Origin of the sequence: Haloechinothrix halophila YIM 93223 (assembly GCF_000504245.1) — a bacterium.
GTDB lineage: Bacteria > Actinomycetota > Actinomycetes > Mycobacteriales > Pseudonocardiaceae > Haloechinothrix_A > Haloechinothrix_A halophila.
In genome coordinates, this window is sequence record NZ_KI632509.1 from 2,288,863 (window position 1) to 2,306,008 (window position 17,146).

General features: G+C 67.3%; 20 protein-coding genes and 1 riboswitch. Of the genes, 14 read left to right on the forward strand and 6 right to left on the reverse strand.

Annotated elements, in window-relative coordinates; translation table 11 throughout:
- Positions 1-53 precede the first annotated feature (53 nt).
- Complete coding sequence (locus tag AMYHA_RS10320; RefSeq protein ID WP_034270422.1) at positions 54-419, forward strand: SPW repeat protein; 366 nt, start codon at positions 54-56, stop codon at positions 417-419.
- 17 nt (positions 420-436) lie between these two features.
- Here AMYHA_RS10320 and mce read toward each other — a convergent pair whose 3' ends face one another.
- Positions 437-886, reverse strand: coding sequence for a methylmalonyl-CoA epimerase (gene mce, locus AMYHA_RS10325; RefSeq protein WP_034270425.1), 450 nt, complete (start codon positions 884-886; stop codon positions 437-439).
- Between the two features lie 147 nt (positions 887-1,033).
- On the opposite strand from mce, the gene AMYHA_RS10330 reads away from it, so the two are divergent.
- From AMYHA_RS10330 to AMYHA_RS10340, 3 genes are all read left to right on the forward strand, one after another.
- The gene (locus AMYHA_RS10330; protein ID WP_034270427.1) at positions 1,034-2,215 is read left to right on the forward strand and encodes an acetyl-CoA C-acetyltransferase; all 1,182 of its coding nucleotides are present in this window, start codon (positions 1,034-1,036) and stop codon (positions 2,213-2,215) included.
- Positions 2,216-2,336: 121 nt separating this feature from the next.
- On the forward strand, positions 2,337-3,299 hold the full coding sequence (meaB, locus tag AMYHA_RS10335) for a methylmalonyl Co-A mutase-associated GTPase MeaB (RefSeq protein WP_034270429.1): 963 nt from the start codon (positions 2,337-2,339) through the stop codon (positions 3,297-3,299).
- 65 nt (positions 3,300-3,364) lie between these two features.
- The gene (locus tag AMYHA_RS10340) at positions 3,365-4,117 is read left to right on the forward strand and encodes an isocitrate lyase/PEP mutase family protein (protein ID WP_034270431.1); all 753 of its coding nucleotides are present in this window, start codon (positions 3,365-3,367) and stop codon (positions 4,115-4,117) included.
- Positions 4,118-4,432: 315 nt separating this feature from the next.
- On the opposite strand, the gene thrC is transcribed toward AMYHA_RS10340, so the two are convergent.
- Positions 4,433-5,707: a threonine synthase gene (gene thrC, locus AMYHA_RS10345; protein ID WP_034270435.1), complete on the reverse strand. Its 1,275-nt coding sequence runs from the start codon at positions 5,705-5,707 to the stop codon at positions 4,433-4,435.
- 12 nt (positions 5,708-5,719) lie between these two features.
- Positions 5,720-5,849, reverse strand: a riboswitch (SAM riboswitch).
- Positions 5,850-6,008: 159 nt separating this feature from the next.
- On the opposite strand from thrC, the gene holA reads away from it, so the two are divergent.
- Positions 6,009-7,007 carry a DNA polymerase III subunit delta gene (holA, locus tag AMYHA_RS10350; RefSeq protein ID WP_051399747.1) on the forward strand — a complete coding sequence of 333 codons (999 nt, stop codon included), beginning with the start codon at positions 6,009-6,011 and terminating at the stop codon, positions 7,005-7,007.
- Positions 7,008-7,104: 97 nt separating this feature from the next.
- Here the strand turns inward: holA and rpsT are convergent, their stop codons facing one another.
- A complete protein-coding gene (gene rpsT / locus AMYHA_RS10355; protein WP_034270438.1) occupies positions 7,105-7,365 on the reverse strand; it encodes a 30S ribosomal protein S20 in 261 nt (86 codons plus the stop codon).
- 206 nt (positions 7,366-7,571) lie between these two features.
- Between rpsT and AMYHA_RS10360 the strand changes: the two genes are divergently transcribed.
- Positions 7,572-7,946, forward strand: coding sequence for a VOC family protein (locus AMYHA_RS10360; RefSeq protein ID WP_034270440.1), 375 nt, complete (start codon positions 7,572-7,574; stop codon positions 7,944-7,946).
- A 6-nt stretch (positions 7,947-7,952) separates the two neighbouring features.
- Here the strand turns inward: AMYHA_RS10360 and AMYHA_RS10365 are convergent, their stop codons facing one another.
- Positions 7,953-8,552: a class I SAM-dependent methyltransferase gene (locus tag AMYHA_RS10365; RefSeq protein WP_034270443.1), complete on the reverse strand. Its 600-nt coding sequence runs from the start codon at positions 8,550-8,552 to the stop codon at positions 7,953-7,955.
- A gap of 173 nt (positions 8,553-8,725) precedes the next feature.
- Between AMYHA_RS10365 and AMYHA_RS10370 the strand changes: the two genes are divergently transcribed.
- From AMYHA_RS10370 to lepA, 5 genes are all read left to right on the forward strand, one after another.
- Positions 8,726-9,952, forward strand: a complete 1,227-nt coding sequence (locus AMYHA_RS10370; protein ID WP_169732918.1) for a DUF6346 domain-containing protein — start codon at positions 8,726-8,728, stop codon at positions 9,950-9,952.
- A gap of 31 nt (positions 9,953-9,983) precedes the next feature.
- The gene (locus AMYHA_RS10375; RefSeq protein WP_051399748.1) at positions 9,984-10,436 is read left to right on the forward strand and encodes a YbaB/EbfC family nucleoid-associated protein; all 453 of its coding nucleotides are present in this window, start codon (positions 9,984-9,986) and stop codon (positions 10,434-10,436) included.
- Between the two features lie 3 nt (positions 10,437-10,439).
- Complete coding sequence (locus AMYHA_RS10380; RefSeq protein WP_034270449.1) at positions 10,440-10,757, forward strand: type VII secretion target; 318 nt, start codon at positions 10,440-10,442, stop codon at positions 10,755-10,757.
- Positions 10,757-11,833, forward strand: coding sequence for a hypothetical protein (locus AMYHA_RS10385; RefSeq protein ID WP_157362003.1), 1,077 nt, complete (start codon positions 10,757-10,759; stop codon positions 11,831-11,833). Before AMYHA_RS10380 ends, AMYHA_RS10385 begins: the two co-directional genes overlap by 1 nt.
- Positions 11,834-11,945: 112 nt before the next feature.
- The gene (gene lepA, locus AMYHA_RS10390; RefSeq protein WP_034270452.1) at positions 11,946-13,796 is read left to right on the forward strand and encodes a translation elongation factor 4; all 1,851 of its coding nucleotides are present in this window, start codon (positions 11,946-11,948) and stop codon (positions 13,794-13,796) included.
- Positions 13,797-13,827: 31 nt separating this feature from the next.
- Here lepA and AMYHA_RS10395 read toward each other — a convergent pair whose 3' ends face one another.
- Positions 13,828-14,832 (reverse strand): alpha/beta fold hydrolase, encoded by a 1,005-nt coding sequence (locus AMYHA_RS10395; RefSeq protein ID WP_084037051.1) that lies wholly within the window; start codon positions 14,830-14,832, stop codon positions 13,828-13,830.
- Between the two features lie 132 nt (positions 14,833-14,964).
- Entirely contained in the window at positions 14,965-15,930 is a 966-nt protein-coding gene (locus AMYHA_RS10400; RefSeq protein ID WP_034270454.1) for a zinc-binding dehydrogenase, read from the reverse strand.
- Between the two features lie 50 nt (positions 15,931-15,980).
- On the opposite strand from AMYHA_RS10400, the gene AMYHA_RS10405 reads away from it, so the two are divergent.
- From AMYHA_RS10405 to AMYHA_RS10415, 3 genes are all read left to right on the forward strand, one after another.
- On the forward strand, positions 15,981-16,160 hold the full coding sequence (locus tag AMYHA_RS10405) for a hypothetical protein (protein ID WP_034270457.1): 180 nt from the start codon (positions 15,981-15,983) through the stop codon (positions 16,158-16,160).
- A 71-nt stretch (positions 16,161-16,231) separates the two neighbouring features.
- A complete protein-coding gene (locus AMYHA_RS10410; protein ID WP_034270459.1) occupies positions 16,232-16,624 on the forward strand; it encodes a ribonuclease domain-containing protein in 393 nt (130 codons plus the stop codon).
- A 15-nt stretch (positions 16,625-16,639) separates the two neighbouring features.
- On the forward strand, positions 16,640-17,008 hold the full coding sequence (locus AMYHA_RS10415) for a barstar family protein (RefSeq protein ID WP_034276676.1): 369 nt from the start codon (positions 16,640-16,642) through the stop codon (positions 17,006-17,008).
- Positions 17,009-17,146 lie beyond the last annotated feature (138 nt).

Consider the following 17,146-nt stretch of genomic DNA (forward strand, 5'->3'; position numbering starts at 1 on the left):
AAACAGGCGGACCATCGCAGTAGCGACACACGACACTTCGGAGGTGATTGGCGATGTCGCAGTCGGTTAAGGCATGGACACGGCCTCACGACTGGGCCGAGGTGGTACTCGGGGTGGTGCTCGCGCTGTCCACGATCGTGGCTGAGACGTCGGCCGCCGCAGCGTGGACGATGGTCATCCTCGGCGCGCTCATCGCGATTGATGGGCTCGTCTCGCTGGCCATTCCGGACATGGTCTACGGCGAGTGGGCGCAGCTTGTGCTCGGTGTCCTGGTGTTCATCTCACCGTGGGTCATGGGCTATGCCGACCTGACCGGCGCCGCGTGGACGTCGTGGGTGATCGGTGTGCTGACCGTCGCGGCAGGCGCGACGGCGCTGCCCGTCGCCACCAGCGCCCACCGCACCGCGGGCCAGCACTGAGCACCTAAGCCCCGAGGTCAGTGGGCGGCAGGCTCGACGAGTTCGACGAGCACGCCGCCCGCGTCCTTGGGGTGCACGAAGTTCACCCTGCTGCCCGCTGTGCCCTGCTTGGCCTCCGGGTACAGCAGGCGCAGGCCATTCTCTCGCAGCGCGTTCGCCGCCGCGTCGATGTCGGCCACCCGGTAGGCGAGCTGCTGCAGGCCGGGGCCGCTGCGGTCGATGAACTTGCCGATGGTGGAGTCCGGCGTCAGCGGGGCGAGCAGCTGCACGGCGGTGCCGTTGTCGTCGCCGGGGGCGTGCAGCATGGCCTCGCGCACGCCCTGTTCCTCGTTGGTCTCGATGTGGGTGGCCGCCAGCCCGAAGTTGTCGCGGTAGAACGCGATGGCCTCGTCCAGGTCAGGCACCGCGATGCCGACGTGGTCGATGGCGGTGACTAGGGGCGTGATGTCTCGCAGCGCGTCGTTCATGCCTGTCAGGTTATCCCTACCGGTTGCCCATGCCTGTCGGGTTATCCCTACCGGTTACCGGAAGCGGTCGTGCTCACTGATGCTTCGTGACGCCGTTCGCTACCGGTATGGTCGCGGGGAGGAGACGCAGAGACTTGGAGGCTAGTTGTGGCCGGATCCGTGATTGTTGGTGCCGCTCGTACCCCGATCGGACGTCTACTGGGGTCGTTGAAGGACTTCTCGGGCGCGCAGCTCGGCGGGGTCGCCATCAAGGCGGCGCTTGAGCGGGCTGGGGTGTCACCCGATGCGGTGCAGTACACGATCATGGGTCAGGTGCTGACCGCGGGCGCGGGGCAGATCCCCGCCCGCCAGGCCGCCGTCAACGCGGGCATCCCGATGGATATCCCCGCGCTGACGATCAACAAGGTCTGCCTGTCCGGTCTTGACTCCATCGCGCTGGCCGACCAGCTCATCCGTGCTGGCGAGTTCGACATCATCGTCGCCGGTGGTCAGGAGTCGATGACGCAAGCGCCGCACCTGCTGCCAAAGTCGCGCTCCGGGTTCAAGTACGGCGACACTACGTTGGTCGACCACATGGCCTACGACGGCCTGTTCTGCGCGTTCGACCAGGTCGCGATGGGGTCGTCGACCGAGAAGTTCAACTCCCGATACGGCTTGAACCGCGAGGAGCAGGACGCCTTCGCCGCGGCGTCGCATCAGAAGGCGGCCGCCGCGATCGCCGAGGGCCGGTTCGAGGCCGAGTTGGCGCCGGTCTCGATCCCGCAGCGCAAGGGCGAGCCCACCGAGTTCACCACCGACGAGGGTGTGCGCGCCGACACCACCGCCGACGGGCTGGGCAAGCTGCGGCCCGCGTTCTCCTCAGACGGCACCATCACCGCTGGTTCGGCCTCGCAGATCTCTGACGGCGCCGCCGCCGTCGTCGTCATGAGTGCCGCGAAGGCCGCTGAGCTTGGCGTCGAGCCACTGGCCGAGATCGGCGCGCATGGTGTGGTCGCCGGACCGGACGCCAGTCTGCACGAGCAGCCCGCCAACGCCACCAAGGCCGCGCTGGCGAAGCAGGGCATCGACATCGGCGCGGTGGACCTGGTGGAGATCAACGAGGCGTTCGCCGCCGTGGGACTGGTGTCGACTCGTGAGCTGGGCATCGCCGAGGACAAGGTCAACGTCAACGGTGGTGCGATCGCCCTCGGCCACCCGATCGGTGCATCCGGGGCGCGGTTGATCGTGCACCTGGTGCACGAACTGCGCCGTCGCGGCGGTGGCACCGGTGTCGGCGCGCTGTGCGGCGGCGGTGGCCAAGGAGACGCGCTGGTCGTTCGCGTGCCATAGCGCCTGGGCGCCGGTCACCGGCCCGCAGGGACTCTGGCTTGGCCGTCTGGCCCGCTCACGGCCTCCGCCTGACTGTGGCCGGGCCAGCCACAACCCAGTCGCCACGTACGGAAAGGATCCCGTGACCTCGCTGAACATCGAGGATCTGATCAACCGTGCCCGTGAGGGGCAGCCGCGCGCGGTGGCGCGGCTGCTTTCGTTGGTCGAGGACGCCCATCCGGCGCTGCGTGACGTGTTGCGGGAGCTGACTCCGCACACTGGCAACGCCTGGGTGGTCGGGTTGACCGGGCCGCCAGGCGTCGGCAAGTCCACGACGACGTCGATGCTGCTCGGCGCGCTACGGGCGCAGGGCAAGCGGGTGGCGGTGCTGGCGATCGACCCGTCGTCGCCGTTTTCCGGCGGGGCGCTGCTCGGTGATCGGATCAGGATGACCGAGCACGCCACCGACGAGGGCGTGTTCATCCGCTCGATGGCCACTCGCGGCCATCTTGGCGGTCTCACGCTCGCCACGCCGCAGTCGGTTCGGGTGCTCGACGCGGCGGGCTTCGACGTCGTTCTGATTGAGACCGTCGGCGTCGGACAGTCCGAAGTGGACGTCGTTACACTTGCCGACTCGATCATGGTGCTGCTCGCGCCGGGGATGGGCGACGGTATCCAGGCAGCGAAAGCGGGCGTGCTGGAGATCGCTGATCTGTTCGTGGTGAACAAGGCCGATCGCGACGGTGCCGACGCCACCATCAAGGATGTCAAGAACATGATCGCGCTCAGCCGCCGTGGCGTGCGAGGCGCCTCGTGGCGGCAGCCGATCGTACCTACCGTCGCCACCACCGGTGACGGGGCTGACGACGTCATACGAGCGCTGGGCGAGCATCGGGAGTGGCTCGAGTCCACCGGCGAGCTCACTCGACGGCGTCTCGCCCGCGCGCACACCGAAGTCGAGGCGATAGCGATGCGGCAACTGCGCGCCGAGCTCGCCGATCTGCGTGGCGGCGAGGCACTGGAGCTGCTGAGCAAGCGAGTCGTCGACGCCGAGATCGACCCGTACTCGGCCGCCGACGAGCTGTTGGCCGCATTACGGCATTGACAGCACCAGCTGACTGAGAGCATTACCTGCCAACAGAGCATCACATGCTGACGAGAGGGGAGATCATGAGCGCACAGCGGTTGCGCGCCCTGCACATACCCGGCGACCCGCTGGTGCTGCCGAACGCCTGGGATGCCGATAGCGCCCGGCTTGTCGTTGAGGCCGGGTTTCCGGTGGTCGCGACCAGTTCGGCCGCCGTAGCGGCATCGCTCGGTTACTCCGATGGCGAGCAGGTGTCGCCGGACGAGATGTTCGACGTCGCGGCCAGGATCACCGCCGCCGTCGACGTCCCGCTGACCGTCGACGTGGAATCTGGTTACGGATTGTCCGCGCTGGAGTTGGCCGACCGGCTGGCCGAAGCGGATGCGGCCGGATGCAACATCGAGGACACCGACCAGCAGGAAGGACGGCGCCGCTCGGCCGACGAGAACGCCGCGCTGCTCGCCTCGGTGAAGGAGCACTCCGGTGAGCTACTTGTCGTGAATGCCCGGATCGACTCCTTCCTCGGTGCTCAGGGCGCCGAGGAGGAGCGCGCCGCGCTGCCCGATGCCATCGAGCGCGCCCGGGCCTACCTCGACGCGGGCGCCGACTGTGTGTATCCGATCCATGTTCGCTCCCCCGAGGTGCTGGGCGAGTTCGTGTCGGCAGTGAGTCCGGCCCTGGTGAACGCGACTTACCTGCCCGACGGTCCTGACCTGGCGATGCTCACCAAGCTCGGTGTCGCACGGGTGTCGCTGGGCACCGGGTTGTGGCGGCTGGCACAGGCCCGCATCTCGAGTGCGCTGTCCGCGCTAGCCGGGGGCGCGTCGCCGTTTTAGGGCGCCCGTACTGGGTCGTCGCGCGCTGCTGGTCGAAGCGTTGGAGTCTCGCCACGCGGCCGAGCCGCGGTAGTTGATCTTCTTTGCTCCCTGGGTGACGAGATTATGTCCGCTTTGCCCGAAATTTCGTCACTCGCGGAGCAAAGAAGATCAACTACCGCTGCGGGCTACCGCGAGCCACGCGGTGTGGCGAACGGCGCCGAATGTGCCACACGGCGTCGGGAACGTCGCACACAGCGCCGGGAGTGCGGGACACGGCGTCGTGAGTGCGGGACACGGCGCGCATCGGGCGCCGTGCCGCTAATCCGCCCTAGGTCAGCCGCGCAGTACCCGGTTCACCGCGTCGACCTTCGGTGGCACCGTGGCCTTGGGGCCGATGTGGTCCTCGACGGCGTCCAGGGTTTTCAGGCCGTCACCGGTGATGAGCAGGACCGTCTCGGCGTCCGGATCGATCTTGCCCGCCTCGATCAGCTTCTTCGCCGTAGCGACGGTCACGCCGCCCGCGGTTTCGGCGAAGATACCCTCGGTGCGCGCCAGCAGTCGGATGCCCTCGACGACCTCCTCGTCGGTGACGTCCTCGACGGAACCGCCGGTGCGGCTGACGGTGTCCAGCACGTACGGGCCGTCGGCGGGGTTGCCGATCGCGAGTGAGCGCGCGATGGTGTCCGGTTTGACCGGCTGCACGACGTCGTGGCCGCTCTTGAAGGCGTGCGAGACGGGGGAACAGCCGGTTGCCTGCGCGCCGAACACCTTGTATGGCGTCTGCTCGACCAGGCCGACCTCGCCCAGCTCCTTGAAGCCCTTGTCTACCTTGGTCAGCTGCGAGCCGGACGCGATCGGCACCACGATCTGCTCCGGAATCCGCCAGCCGAGCTGCTCGGCCACCTCAAAGGCGAGCGTCTTGGAGCCCTCCGAGTAGTACGGCCGGACGTTGACGTTGACGAACGCCCAGGTCTCGTTCTCGGCGGCCAGCTCGGTGGCCAGGCGGTTGACGTCGTCGTAGTTGCCGTCGACGGCGATCAGCGAGCCGTCGTAGACGGCGGTGGTCAGCACCTTGGCGCGTTCGAGCGAGGACGGGATCAGCACGACCGAGTCCCAGCCAGCGCGGGCGGCGGCCGCGGCGACGGCGTTGGCGAGGTTGCCGGTGGACGGACACGCCAGCACCTCGAAACCGAACTCACGGGCGGCGGCCAGCGCGACGGCGACGACGCGGTCCTTGAACGAGTGGGTCGGGTTGCCGGTGTCGTCCTTGACCCAGATCCGCTTGACGCCGAGTGCCTTGGCCAGCCGGTCGGCGCGGATCAGCTTGGTACAGCCGGGCTCGGTGTTCGGGATTTCCTCGACGTTCGAGGGGACGGGCAGTAGCCGCTTGTAGCGCCAGATGTTGCGCGGACCGGCCTCGATCTCCTCGCGGGTGATCCGGCCGAAGTCGTATGCGACCTCGAGCGGGGAGAAGTCCTCGGCGGAGACGAACTCTGGGGCGAGGGGCTGGCGGTGGCCTTCCTCCTTGGACACGAGCTCGACGGCGGGACCGAGATCCACATCAGAGCCGGAGCGAAGCGTGCTGGGGGCGCCGAAGGTTGCTGTCATGCGAGGTTCCTCTCCTCATCTGTCCCACAGGTGGGCCGGAATTGGCACCGTGATCGTCAGCTACCTCGCGGATCGAGATGACTGGCTGACGCCGGTTGCCGGGGCTTCGCAGGGCCGTTCCCTCTGCCCCTCTGGATGAGCGGTATTCAGTTGTGCGCCGCTGTGGGCGTCTGGCACTACACGTTACGGTACGCCCTGTCGATCGCGCCATGCGGTAGGCGGCGGTGTCGACGTGGGTCCCGCCACAGTTGATGTTGAGGCGGCTGGGACGACGTCGGCGGCTGGGTCGTAGATTGGGCGCGTGAGCTCCGCCGCGAAGCCCTCGAAGACGTCGAAGAACGCCGCGCCGCTGCATCTCGTGCTGGGTGACGAGGCGTTGCTGGTGGAACGCGCGGTGCGGGCAGCCGTCGATGCCGCACGCGCCGTTGACCCGACGTCGGAGCTGACGACGTTGCGGGCCTCCGAGCTGACCGCGCCGGTGCTGCTAGAACTGGCTAGTCCCTCGCTGTTCAGCGAGGGCAGGGTGATCGTCATCGAGGCAGCGCAGGATATCGGGCAGGACACGGCGGACGCGCTGCAGTCCTACCTCGCGGACCCGGTCGACGGCGTTGTGATGGTCGTGGTGCACAGCGGCGGCGGGCGCAGCAAGGCCGCCAAGGCGCTGCCGAACGCGCTGCGCAAGGCGGGCGCGGCGGTCGCGGAGTGCAACAAGCTCACCAAACAGTCGGAGCGGGAAGCGTTCGTGCGCGCCGAGGTGAAGCGTGCCGGTGGCAGCATCGACGCGGGCGGGGTGAGTGCGCTGCTCGACGCCGTTGGCTCCGACCTGCGGGAACTGTCCGCTGCCGCGTCGCAGCTCACTGCCGACTCCGGCGGCAAGGTCGATGAGCAGGCGGTGCGGCGCTACCACCGGGGGCGTGCCGAGGTGAGCGGTTTCGTCGTCGCGGAGAAGGTCGTCGCTGGCGACGAGGCCGCCGCGATGGAGTCGCTGCGCTGGGCGTTGCAGATCGGGGTGCCGCACGTGCTGATCGCGGATGCCTTCGCCGACGCGGTGCGCACCATCGCGCGGGTGTCTGCGGCGGGCAGGGGCAACCCGAACCACATGGCCGGTGAGCTGGGCATGCCGCCGTGGAAGATCCGCAAGGCGCAGGGCCAGGTGCGGGGCTGGAGCACGCCCGCGCTGCGGGAATCGATGCGGATCGTCGCCACCCTCAACGCCGAGGTGAAAGGCGCCGCGGCCGATCCGGACTACGCGCTGGAACGTGCCGCGCTCAAACTGCTCGCGGCGCGCAACCGCCGTTGAGGTAGTCGTCCGACCGGCCAGCTGAGTTGCGGCGACCGGCTGTTCGGCGCACGAAAAACGGGGCACGCCAACGACGTGCCCCGTTTCGCGAAAGTCGTTACATCGAGTTGACCCGCTTGGCCATGGACGACTTCTTGTTCGCGGCCTGGTTCGCGTGGATAACGCCCTTGTTGGCCGCCTTGTCCAGCTTGATGCCGGCCTCGCGCTGCAGCTCGATGGCCTTCTCCTTGTCACCGGCCGCCGCTGCCTCGCGGAACCTGCGGATGGCCGTCTTCACCGAGGACTTGACGGCCTGGTTGCGCTGCCGCGCCTTCTCGTTGGTCTTGATGCGCTTCATCTGGGACTTGATGTTGGCCACGGGCCGTCTCCTTCGTCTCGTCGGTGGATGTCGTGCCGCGCTTGTCTGGCCCTGCGTGCGCAGGCTTCCTCCCTGGCGGAATGCCACACGGCAACAACGGTCCACGGTAGCAGCGGTCGCGCTCGGCCCCGCAGTGAGGTACCCAGGAGCGATGGGGCCACGCGCGGCAGGAGACGTGCGATGGAGACGGGCGTGATGGAGGTGCCATGGAGGTACTGAGCAGCCGGATCCTGCTGAAGCCACGCGATCCGGAGCGCAGCAGGAAGTTCTACGCGGACCAGCTCGGGTTGGCGATCTACCGCGAGTTCCCTGGTGGCACGGTGTTCTTCCTCGGCGGCGGCTTCCTTGAAGTCGTCGGGCAGGGCAGCGAGGAGCCCAGTGCCGACGTCGCGCTGTGGTTGCAGGTGCGGGACCTGGCGGGCACGGTCGCGGAGCTGGTCGAACGGGGTGTGCCGATCACGCGCGAGCCGAGGCAGGAGCCGTGGGGGCTGTGCGAAGCGTGGCTCGCCGATCCGGATGGCACCAGGATCGTGCTCGTCGAGGTGCCGGACGACCACCCGCTTCGCGTCGACACCCGCTGAGCCGCGTCACGCGGGCTTGGTGGCGCGGAGCTGGAACGCGAGGGAGGCGAGCTGACCTGGTGGCTGCCACGTCCAGCTCTGCACGTCGCTCAGTCCAGCGGCCTCGACCGCCGTGATGAGCCGCTGCCGAGCTACGGGCAGCCACTTGTCGTGCGACGACAGTACGAGCCGCCCGCTAGGTCGCAGCACCCGGCTCACTTCGGCCAGTCCTGCGCCGAGGTTGTCCCAGAGCTGGATGTTGTTGACGCTGAGCACGACGTCGAACGCGTCGTCGTGCGCGCCGGTCGACTCCGCCGAGCCGTTTCGCACACCAACCTTGCCCGCGTGCACCAGGTCCCGACACCGGTCCACGCACGCGCGGAGCATGTCCTCCGAGGGGTCGATGCCGGTGGTGTGCCGCGCGCGTTCGGCGGCGGCGCGAAGACCCACACCGGGACCGGGCCCGATGACCAGCACGATGTCGGTCTCGGTCAGCGAGGCGACGTCGATCACGTGGCGTTCGGTCGCGGCGTTGCCTCGCGCCATCAGCGCGCCGCCGATCCGGCCGAGTCTGCCGCTCGGATGCCCGAATGCTCGATCGAGGATGGGTAATACTGGTTGGCTCATATCCCGAGCACATCACGGCCGCTGACCTGGCGCATCGGGGTTTCGCCCTGATTCGGCCATGCGGGAGATCAGGGTCTGCGACACTGTGCGCCGTGGTGAACACAGGGGAGAGTGACCAGGTCTGGGAGCGGTCGAACGCGCAGCGCACGCGGTTGAGCTACGTACTTCGGTGTGTGGGCGCCCTGCTCCTTGGTGGATTCAGCCTGCTCGGCGCGTTGACCGTGATGACGGTGGCCGACGCCTCGTCGGGTGGTCCCGAGGCATTCGCGACTGGCACCGCGCGTGTGGGGCAGTGCATGGAACGAGGCCCGGTGAGTGTGTCCGGCCTCGGCTACTTCCACCGTTGCCAGGCTGACGTTACCTGGAACGATGGTAGTTCGAGCCGTGAGTGGTTTCCTGCTGGTCAGCTGAGCCCGGACGATCGTGGGCGGGCGGTGCCCGTGTTCGATCCGAAACTCCCGGAGTCAGGCGTTGGTCGTGGTAGCCCCATCTCCAGTAAGCCCGGCGTGAACGATAGCGCGAAGTGGGTAACGATCGGAATTATCGGTGCCACGGCGCTCGGGGCCTTTGGTGTCTTCGCGTTGCTCGCCGCCCTCGTGAACGCATATTGGGTGGTTCTGCCGGGGCGTCGGGCGTTCGGTGTCGTGAGTCCTGCTCGGGGCGTGTGGCAGACGATGAACGAGAACGCTGGTCGCGAACTCGGTCAGTATGACCGGGCCAAAAAGGGTTGGCCGGTCACCGATGCTGATGTGGCCGCGGTTCCCGTGTTCCGTCGCCAGAAGCGGATGCGTCTACTCAGCGCGTTGAGCGGCGGCGTCATCGTGCTGCATCTCCTTACCTCTATTCCGCGAACCGACGCACCTCGGGCGATCGATTTCGTGTCGCCGTGGCCGGAGATCGCGCGTGCTTGGCTGGTGGGACCGGACGGCACCAATCTCACGCCCCATTTCGGTGTCGCGGTGGTTGGTGCAGGCATAGCGGTGCTGTTGTGGTGGATGCCGTCCCAGATGCGCGTCTCGTCAGCGCGTGTCGTTACGTACGGAATGCCGTTTCTCGTGAAGCAGGGAAACCGGACGCGAAAGCAGGGCAAAGAGGAACTGCGCCGGATGGCAGAGGGAAGGCAGTCAGCGTACCGGCGCGGAGTCGCGTTCGCGGTCGTCATTCTGGCGTTTGCCGTATATGCCGCGATTCATGCGTTCGGTCAGCTCCCCAGCGGGGCGCCGATTGCCGTCGTACTGGCGGGGTTGCGCGACGCCATCGCGTTGACGTCGGTCGGACTGATCCTGCTGGCCACGGTCGAACCGAAGTACGACCGGCTTAGCAGGCTGCTGGCGATCCACGAAGAACACGCCGCTATCTCAGGCACGCACGGAACCAATACCGGCGGGGCGAAGTCGTAGGCCCCGACGGAGCAGGAAGGAGAACAGGGGAATGCAGCCCGGCTTCGATGACGCGCAGCGATGGGTGGAGGATTACACCCGCCGCGTCGAGGACATTCAACGGCGAGCCGAACAGGCACAGGAACAGATCAACTCCGCGCGAGCTCATGCGTCCAGCGCGGACGGGAGCGTCTCGGTCGTACTCGCGCCGGGAGGACGCCTCGAGAAGCTGGAACTGACGCCGGAGGCGATGCGGCTTGGTCATGAGCGCCTCGCCGAAACGATCACGCAGACCGTCATGTCCGCTCACGCCAATGCGACGGCGCAGACCCAGGAAGCGCTGCGGCCACTGGTGGGCGAGTCGGATGCCATGGACTTCCTGCGGGGGCAGATCAACGCCTCGTTCGCGCCAGCGGACGACGACCCGGGTAATGCGCGATCCCAGCGCGATGATGACGACTTCGACGATGACGACGAGGGCTTCAACCGCCCGTTCACGAGGTGAGACATGGGGGACGGATACAAGGTCCAACCGGAGGACCTGGCTACGCACGCCGGCACGGTGGAGAAGATCGGTGAACGTCTGCGGAAAGCCGCTGACACCGGCACCGGCGTCGATCTCGGCATCGACACCTACGGCATCATCGGCCAGTTCTTCAGCACCACCGTTCGCGCGGAGATCACGTCAGCGGGGGAGTCGATGCGGGAGTACGCGGACGGATTGATGTCGCTGTCCAAGGCGGTGGAGACCTGCGCGGAAGCGTATGAGCGGCTTGAGGACGTCTCAGCGAAGGATTACGAGGCACAGGCGAAGGGGCTCGGGTAATGCCTGAATCGACAGCAGGGGCAGGAATCTTTGACACGCTCAATGAGACACGCGTAGACGTCGTTGCCGCAGCCGACGGCCTGAGCAATCCAGGAGACCTGGCTGTGGATGGCCTCAGCCTGGGACTTGATGCTCTCGGTTTCGTCGCGAACCCGTTGAGCGGGCTGCTGTCAGCCGGGATTGGCTGGCTCATCGAACATCTGGACTTCCTCAAGGAGCCACTTGACGCGCTCGCTGGCGACCCCAGCGCGGTCACGCAGGTGGCGATCACCTGGGGAGAAGACGTCAAGAGCGAGGTCGTCGCCGTCGCCGAGAGCTTCCGAGAGTCAGTGCGGCGGGAGACCGTCAGTTGGCAAGGTGATGGCGCGGAGGCGTATCGGAAGCTGGCCGACGGCGTCGCCGCGCAACTCGAGTCGCTGGAGTCCGCCGCGCAGTCGGTGTCGACTGCGATCCAGAACTCGGGTGTGCTGGTGGCCACCGTGCGAGGCATCATTCGCGACCTGATCGCTGACGTGGTCGCCGAGCTCGTTATCGCGGCAGCATCGGCGCTCGCCACGAGCTGGGCCACGTTCGGCGGCTCCATAGCCGCGTTCACCGGCTTCGCGGTGGCGCGGGGAGCGGCGACCGCCGGCAAGATCGCGAGCAAGATCTCGAAACTGGTGTCCAAGCTCGCTGAGATCTTGAATAGGTTCTCGCATCTTCGTGGTGCGGTACAGGCGTTGGGCAGGACCGCCAGGAAGTTCGATGACATCGCTCAGAACCTGGGTAGGACCGCGGGCCGTCATGGACAGGCCGCGCGGACCGTGATGAATCGAGCTGACCGCATCGAGACCGCTTTCGCGGACAACACCGTCGGCAGGGTTGTGCCGGACAACGTCCGTGATGCGGCTGGACGATTCAACGAGACGTATCTGGGAATACGCGGCAACGACGGATTCGCCGATTCGCTGAATACGGACGCACTGGGCGTAGGAACCATCAAGGGCACGCTCAATGAATACGCGAACAGGGACGATAATTACCAGACTGAACTCGGCAAGATGGAAGAAGAGGAAGAGTCCCAGCAGGGCTCCTGACGGCCCTGGCGGGTGCGCTGCCACACTCTGCTCGCCGCCACCTGCCGCAGCGCCCACCGTGGCATGGGACGATAGGTAGCGCACCCCCAGACCAGTCAGAGGACCACGCTGAGTGAGCAAGTTCGCCGATACGACGTTTACGCCGCCGGAGCAGATCCGCAACTTCTGCATCATCGCGCACATCGACCACGGCAAGTCCACGCTTGCCGACCGGATGTTGCAGCTCACCGGCGTTCTCGAAGCGCGGGACTACCGGGCGCAGTATCTGGACCGGATGGACATCGAGCGGGAACGCGGCATCACCATCAAGGCGCAGAACGTGCGGTTGCCGTGGGCCGTCGACGGTCAGGACCACGTGTTGCACATGATCGACACGCCCGGCCACGTCGACTTCACCTACGAGGTCTCCCGCGCGCTCGCGGCGTGTGAGGGCGCGATCCTGCTGGTCGACGCCGCCCAGGGCATCGAGGCGCAGACGCTGGCGAACCTCTACCTCGCGCTGGAGAAGGATCTCCACATCATCCCGGTGCTGAACAAGATCGATCTGCCCGCGGCTGAGCCGGACAAGTACGCCGCCGAGCTGTCGCACATCATCGGTTGCGAGCAGTCCGACGTGCTGCGGGTGTCGGCCAAAACCGGCGACGGCGTCACCGAGCTGCTGGACGAGATCGTGAAGCAGGTGCCGCCGCCCGAGGGCGACGCCGACGTGCCCGCCCGAGCGATGATCTTCGATTCGGTATACGACACCTACCGGGGCGTCGTCACCTACATCCGGGTGGTCGACGGGCAGATCACGCCGCGCCAGCGGATCAGGATGATGTCCACGAACGCCACCCACGAGCTGCTCGAGGTCGGCATCATCTCGCCGGAGCCGAAGCCGAGCAAGGGGCTCGGGGTCGGGGAGGTCGGTTACCTGATCACCGGCGTCAAGGACGTCCGCCAGTCCAAGGTCGGTGACACCGTGACCTGGGAAAAGCGTGGAGCGACCGAGCCGCTGCCCGGTTACCGCGAGCCGCAGCCGATGGTCTACTCCGGGCTCTACCCCGTGGACGGCTCGGACTACCCGGTGCTGCGGGAGGCGCTGGAGAAACTGCAGCTCAACGACGCCTCGCTGACGTTCGAGCCAGAGACGTCCACCGCGCTGGGCTTCGGCTTCCGCTGCGGTTTCCTCGGGCTGCTGCATCTGGAGATCACCCGCTCCCGGCTGGAGCGGGAATACAACCTCGACCTGATCGCCACCGCGCCCAACGTCGTCTACCAGGTGTATCTGGAGGACGGTTCCGACTTCGAGGTGACCAACCCGTCCGACTGGCCGACGGCCAGCAAGATCGCCGAGGTGCACGAGCCGGTCAGCAAGGTGACGGTGATCGCGCCATCGGAGTTCATTGGCGCGATCATGGAGCTGTGCCAGGGCAAGCGCGGTCAGCTGCTCGGCATGGACTACCTCTCCGAGGATCGCGTCGAGCTGCGCTACCAGCTGCCGCTCGGCGAGATCATCTTCGACTTCTTCGACTCGCTGAAGTCCCGCACCCGCGGCTACGCCTCGCTGGACTACGAGGAGGCGGGCGAGCAGGCGTCCGAGCTGGTCAAGGTGGACATCCTGCTGCAGGGCGAGCCGGTCGACGCGTTTTCCGCGATCGTGCACAAAGACCACGCCTACGCGTACGGCACGAAGATGGCCACGCAGCTGCGCGAGCTGATCCCCCGGCAGCAGTTCGAGGTGCCGATCCAGGCCGCCATCGGCTCGCGGATCATCGCGCGCGAGACCATCCGCGCCATCCGCAAGGACGTCCTCGCCAAGTGCTACGGCGGCGACATCTCGCGGAAGCGCAAGCTGCTTGAGAAGCAGAAGGAAGGCAAGAAGCGGATGAAGACCGTCGGCAGGGTCGAGGTCCCGCAGGAGGCCTTCGTCGCCGCGCTGTCCGCGGACGGGCCGGCCGACAAGACCAAGGGCAAGAAGTAGTACGCCACCAGCGGGTGACCAGGTCAGGTAACTAGCTGGCCGCCGCGTCTGGCTTGGTTGCGGGCACCTCAGCGTGCGGCGTCGTGCGTGCGCAGCTCTCACCGAAGTAGCTCACCAGCTGGTTGACCTCCTCGGCGTGGTCGAGTTGCGGGCAGTGCCCCCAGTCCTCACGTACCAGCAGTCTGCTGTGCGGGACGAGGGTATGCAGCATCGTTCCGCCAGCCGCGCGGACCAGCCGGTCGCGCCCGCAGGCCACGACCAGCAGCGGCGCGGTGATCCGGTCCAGCTCGTAACAGTCGTCCAGCTCCTCGACCAGCCTGCGAGCCTGACGCAGTCGCGATGCCGTCGACCGGTAGTCCGGGAACAGCGACAGGAACCGCCGTACGTGCTCGTCGTCGCTCGGCCTCGGCGTCGCGGAGAGCAAGCGGGGAATGACGTTGTCGGCGACCGTGCGGATTACCTTGCCCGGCACCGGGAGCGGCAGCGAGGCGTACACCCGCAGCGGCAACGGGTACTTGCGGATAGTTCGCACCAGCCAGGTGTCGGAGAAACCCGGCGCGGCGATCGAGGTGACACCGGCGATCGGCAACCAGCGGTTCTGCGCCGCGCGCAAACTCACCGTGCCGCCGAGCGAGTTGCCGACCAGCACGACCTCACCGTGGGCGGCCTGGTCCTTGACGACCGCGCTGACGAAGGCGTCCAACTGCGGCAGGATCGGCCCGTCGCGCAGTTCGTCGGCGTCGCCGAAGCCAGGCAGGTCGATGGCGACGGCCGAGTGGCCCTCTGCCGCAAGCTGGTGCAGCAGCGCCGTCCAGGTGTCCGCGCTGTCGCAGTAGCCGTGGAACAGCACGAAGCGGGGACGCGGTGGCAGGGCGCGCTTGCGCCGCACTTTGCCGGTGCGTGCGCGCTGGGACGCGGCCGGACCGACCGTCAGTACGCGTGTGCGCACCCCGGCGAAGGTCCGGTGGTCGACCCGGACAGGCGCCTCGCCGTCACGCGAGACGCCGTCCGTGGGCCGCTTCGATGCGGTCGTCATGTAATCAGGTTAAACAGAAACGACCTGTTTTATGCCAAGGAAACGCGGTCACAAAGCAGCATCGGAACACTCCGCCGATCGAGACCCATCCGAGGATGGTGCGCCCGAGGGAATCGATTGGGCTGTTTGGGCTTACAGAGTGAACACGGTCTTACCTGCTGTGTCCCCCTCGAGCATCGTGTGAAAGCCTTCCTTGGCCTCCGACAGTGGAAGTTCGGTACCGATCTGCGGGCGGATTCCGGCAAGCCGGACGAATTCCAGCAGACTGGCCAGTTCGTCGCGGGTACCCATGGTGGAGCCGACCACCCGCAGCTGCAGGAAGAACAGCCGCTGCAGATCAGCGCTCGGGTCCGGGCCGCTGGTCGAGCCGGACACCACGATGATGCCGCCCGGCTTGAGTGACTTCATCGAGTGCGACCAGGTCGCCTTGCCGACCGTCTCGAACACGGCATCGACTCGCTCAGGCAGCCGCGTGCCCGGCTCGAACGCCTCGTGCGCGCCGAGCTGCTTCGCGAGGTCCCGCTTGGCATCGGAACGTCCTGTCACCCACACCCGCATGCCCGCGGCCCTGCCGAGCTGGACCAGCGCCGTGGACACGCCGCCGGATGCGCCTTGCACCAGCATCGTCTGCCCCGGCCGCAGGCCCGACTTGACGAAGAGCATCCGGTACGCGGTCAGCCACGCCGTGCCCATGATCGCGCCCTCCGAGAACGACATCTCGGCGGGCTTCGGGATCGCGTTGCGCTTGGGAACGACGACCTTGTCCGCGAAGGTGCCTTGGTACTTCTCGGTGAGCAGGGTGCGTTTCGGGTCCAGAGTCTCCTCGCCGCGCCACTCCGGGTCGCCGATGACCGAGTGCAGCACCACCTCGGTGCCATCGTCGAGTACCCCGGCGCCGTCGCAGCCGAGGATCATCGGGAACTGCTCCTCCTTGATGCCGACACCGCGCAGCGTCCAGATGTCGTGCATGTTGAGGCTCGCGGCTTTCACGTTCACCGTGACCCAGCCGTCCGGGACATCCGGTTCGGGGCGGTCCCCGACGGCGAGTGAGGCGAGCGGGTCGTCAGCGTTGGGCTCGGAAGCGTAGACAGCGAACATACGGACACCGTAGACGACGCGGCCTAGCTTCCGGGGACTACGCTTGAGGTGTGGCTGCTGATCTCGGGACCTGGTGGGACGGCGTCGAGCTGTGGGTCGTGCAGCTGTGGTTCCCGTTACAGTTTGTCGTGGTCATGGCCGCCGTCGTGCCGGTGTGCCTGGTCGCGGCGTGGGCGGTCGACCGCGTTGTCGACCGCGTCGCGGCAGCGCTGCGAGGGTCACGCGGCTGAGCGACGACGAGGGGGCCGATAGTGGTCAGGTGGCGTCTCGGTGCTGTCGTGGCGGCGTCTAGGATTCGCACGTGTTCTCCCGTAGGCGGATCAGCGCGGCCCTTGTCGGGCTCATCGTCCTCGTCGTCGGCGGCTGGTTTGTCCAGGACGTCCTCGCTGGCGAGGATAGGAACGATGCCGGCTTCGACGTCGTCGTGTTGTCCGAGCTGCCCCCGCAAGCCGCCGAGACGTGGCAGCGGATCGAGGCAGGCGGGCCGTTTCCTTATCCCAGCGACGGGACGGTGTTCGGCAACCGGGAGGGGCTGCTGCCCGACCAGCCGCATGGCTACTACCAGGAGTACACGGTCCCGACGCCCGGCCTCGACCATCGCGGTGCGCGACGGCTCGTCACGGGGGAGGAAGCCGAGCTGTACTACACCGAGGACCATTACCAGTCATTCGTACTCGTCGACCCCGATCGGTAGGTATCTGTGAGCACCATGGCAGAGCCACCCAGCGCGACGACCGTCGCCGCTGAGGCGAGGGCGCGCGGCGCTTTCGTGCACACGCTGCAGGGCGATGCGCTGAGAGACAAACTCGCCGTGCTGGACGGGATCGCGACGACGTTGCGGTTCCCCGACACATTCGGCCGCAACCTGGACGCGCTCTACGACTGCCTGACGGACCTGTCCTGGCTCCCGGCAGGCGAGCATGTGCTGATCTGGGTGTCAGCCACCGGGCTCGCCGAGCGGGATCCGAAGGCGTACCTGGCGATCCGCAGCGTGCTCTCGGACGCCCAGCGCGCCCTCGGCCCCGCTGGCGAGCGCGCCGACGGACGCCAGTTCACCGCGGTCGTCGCCGCGCCGTGACGCCGTAGGCGCCGTGTCCTGCACCCGGGGCGTCGTGTCATGCATTCAGGACGTCGTGTCATGCATTCAGGATGTCGTGTCCTGCGTTCTGTGCTCGCACGGCACGACGAACGGTAAGCCCGGCGATCACGTCAGCCG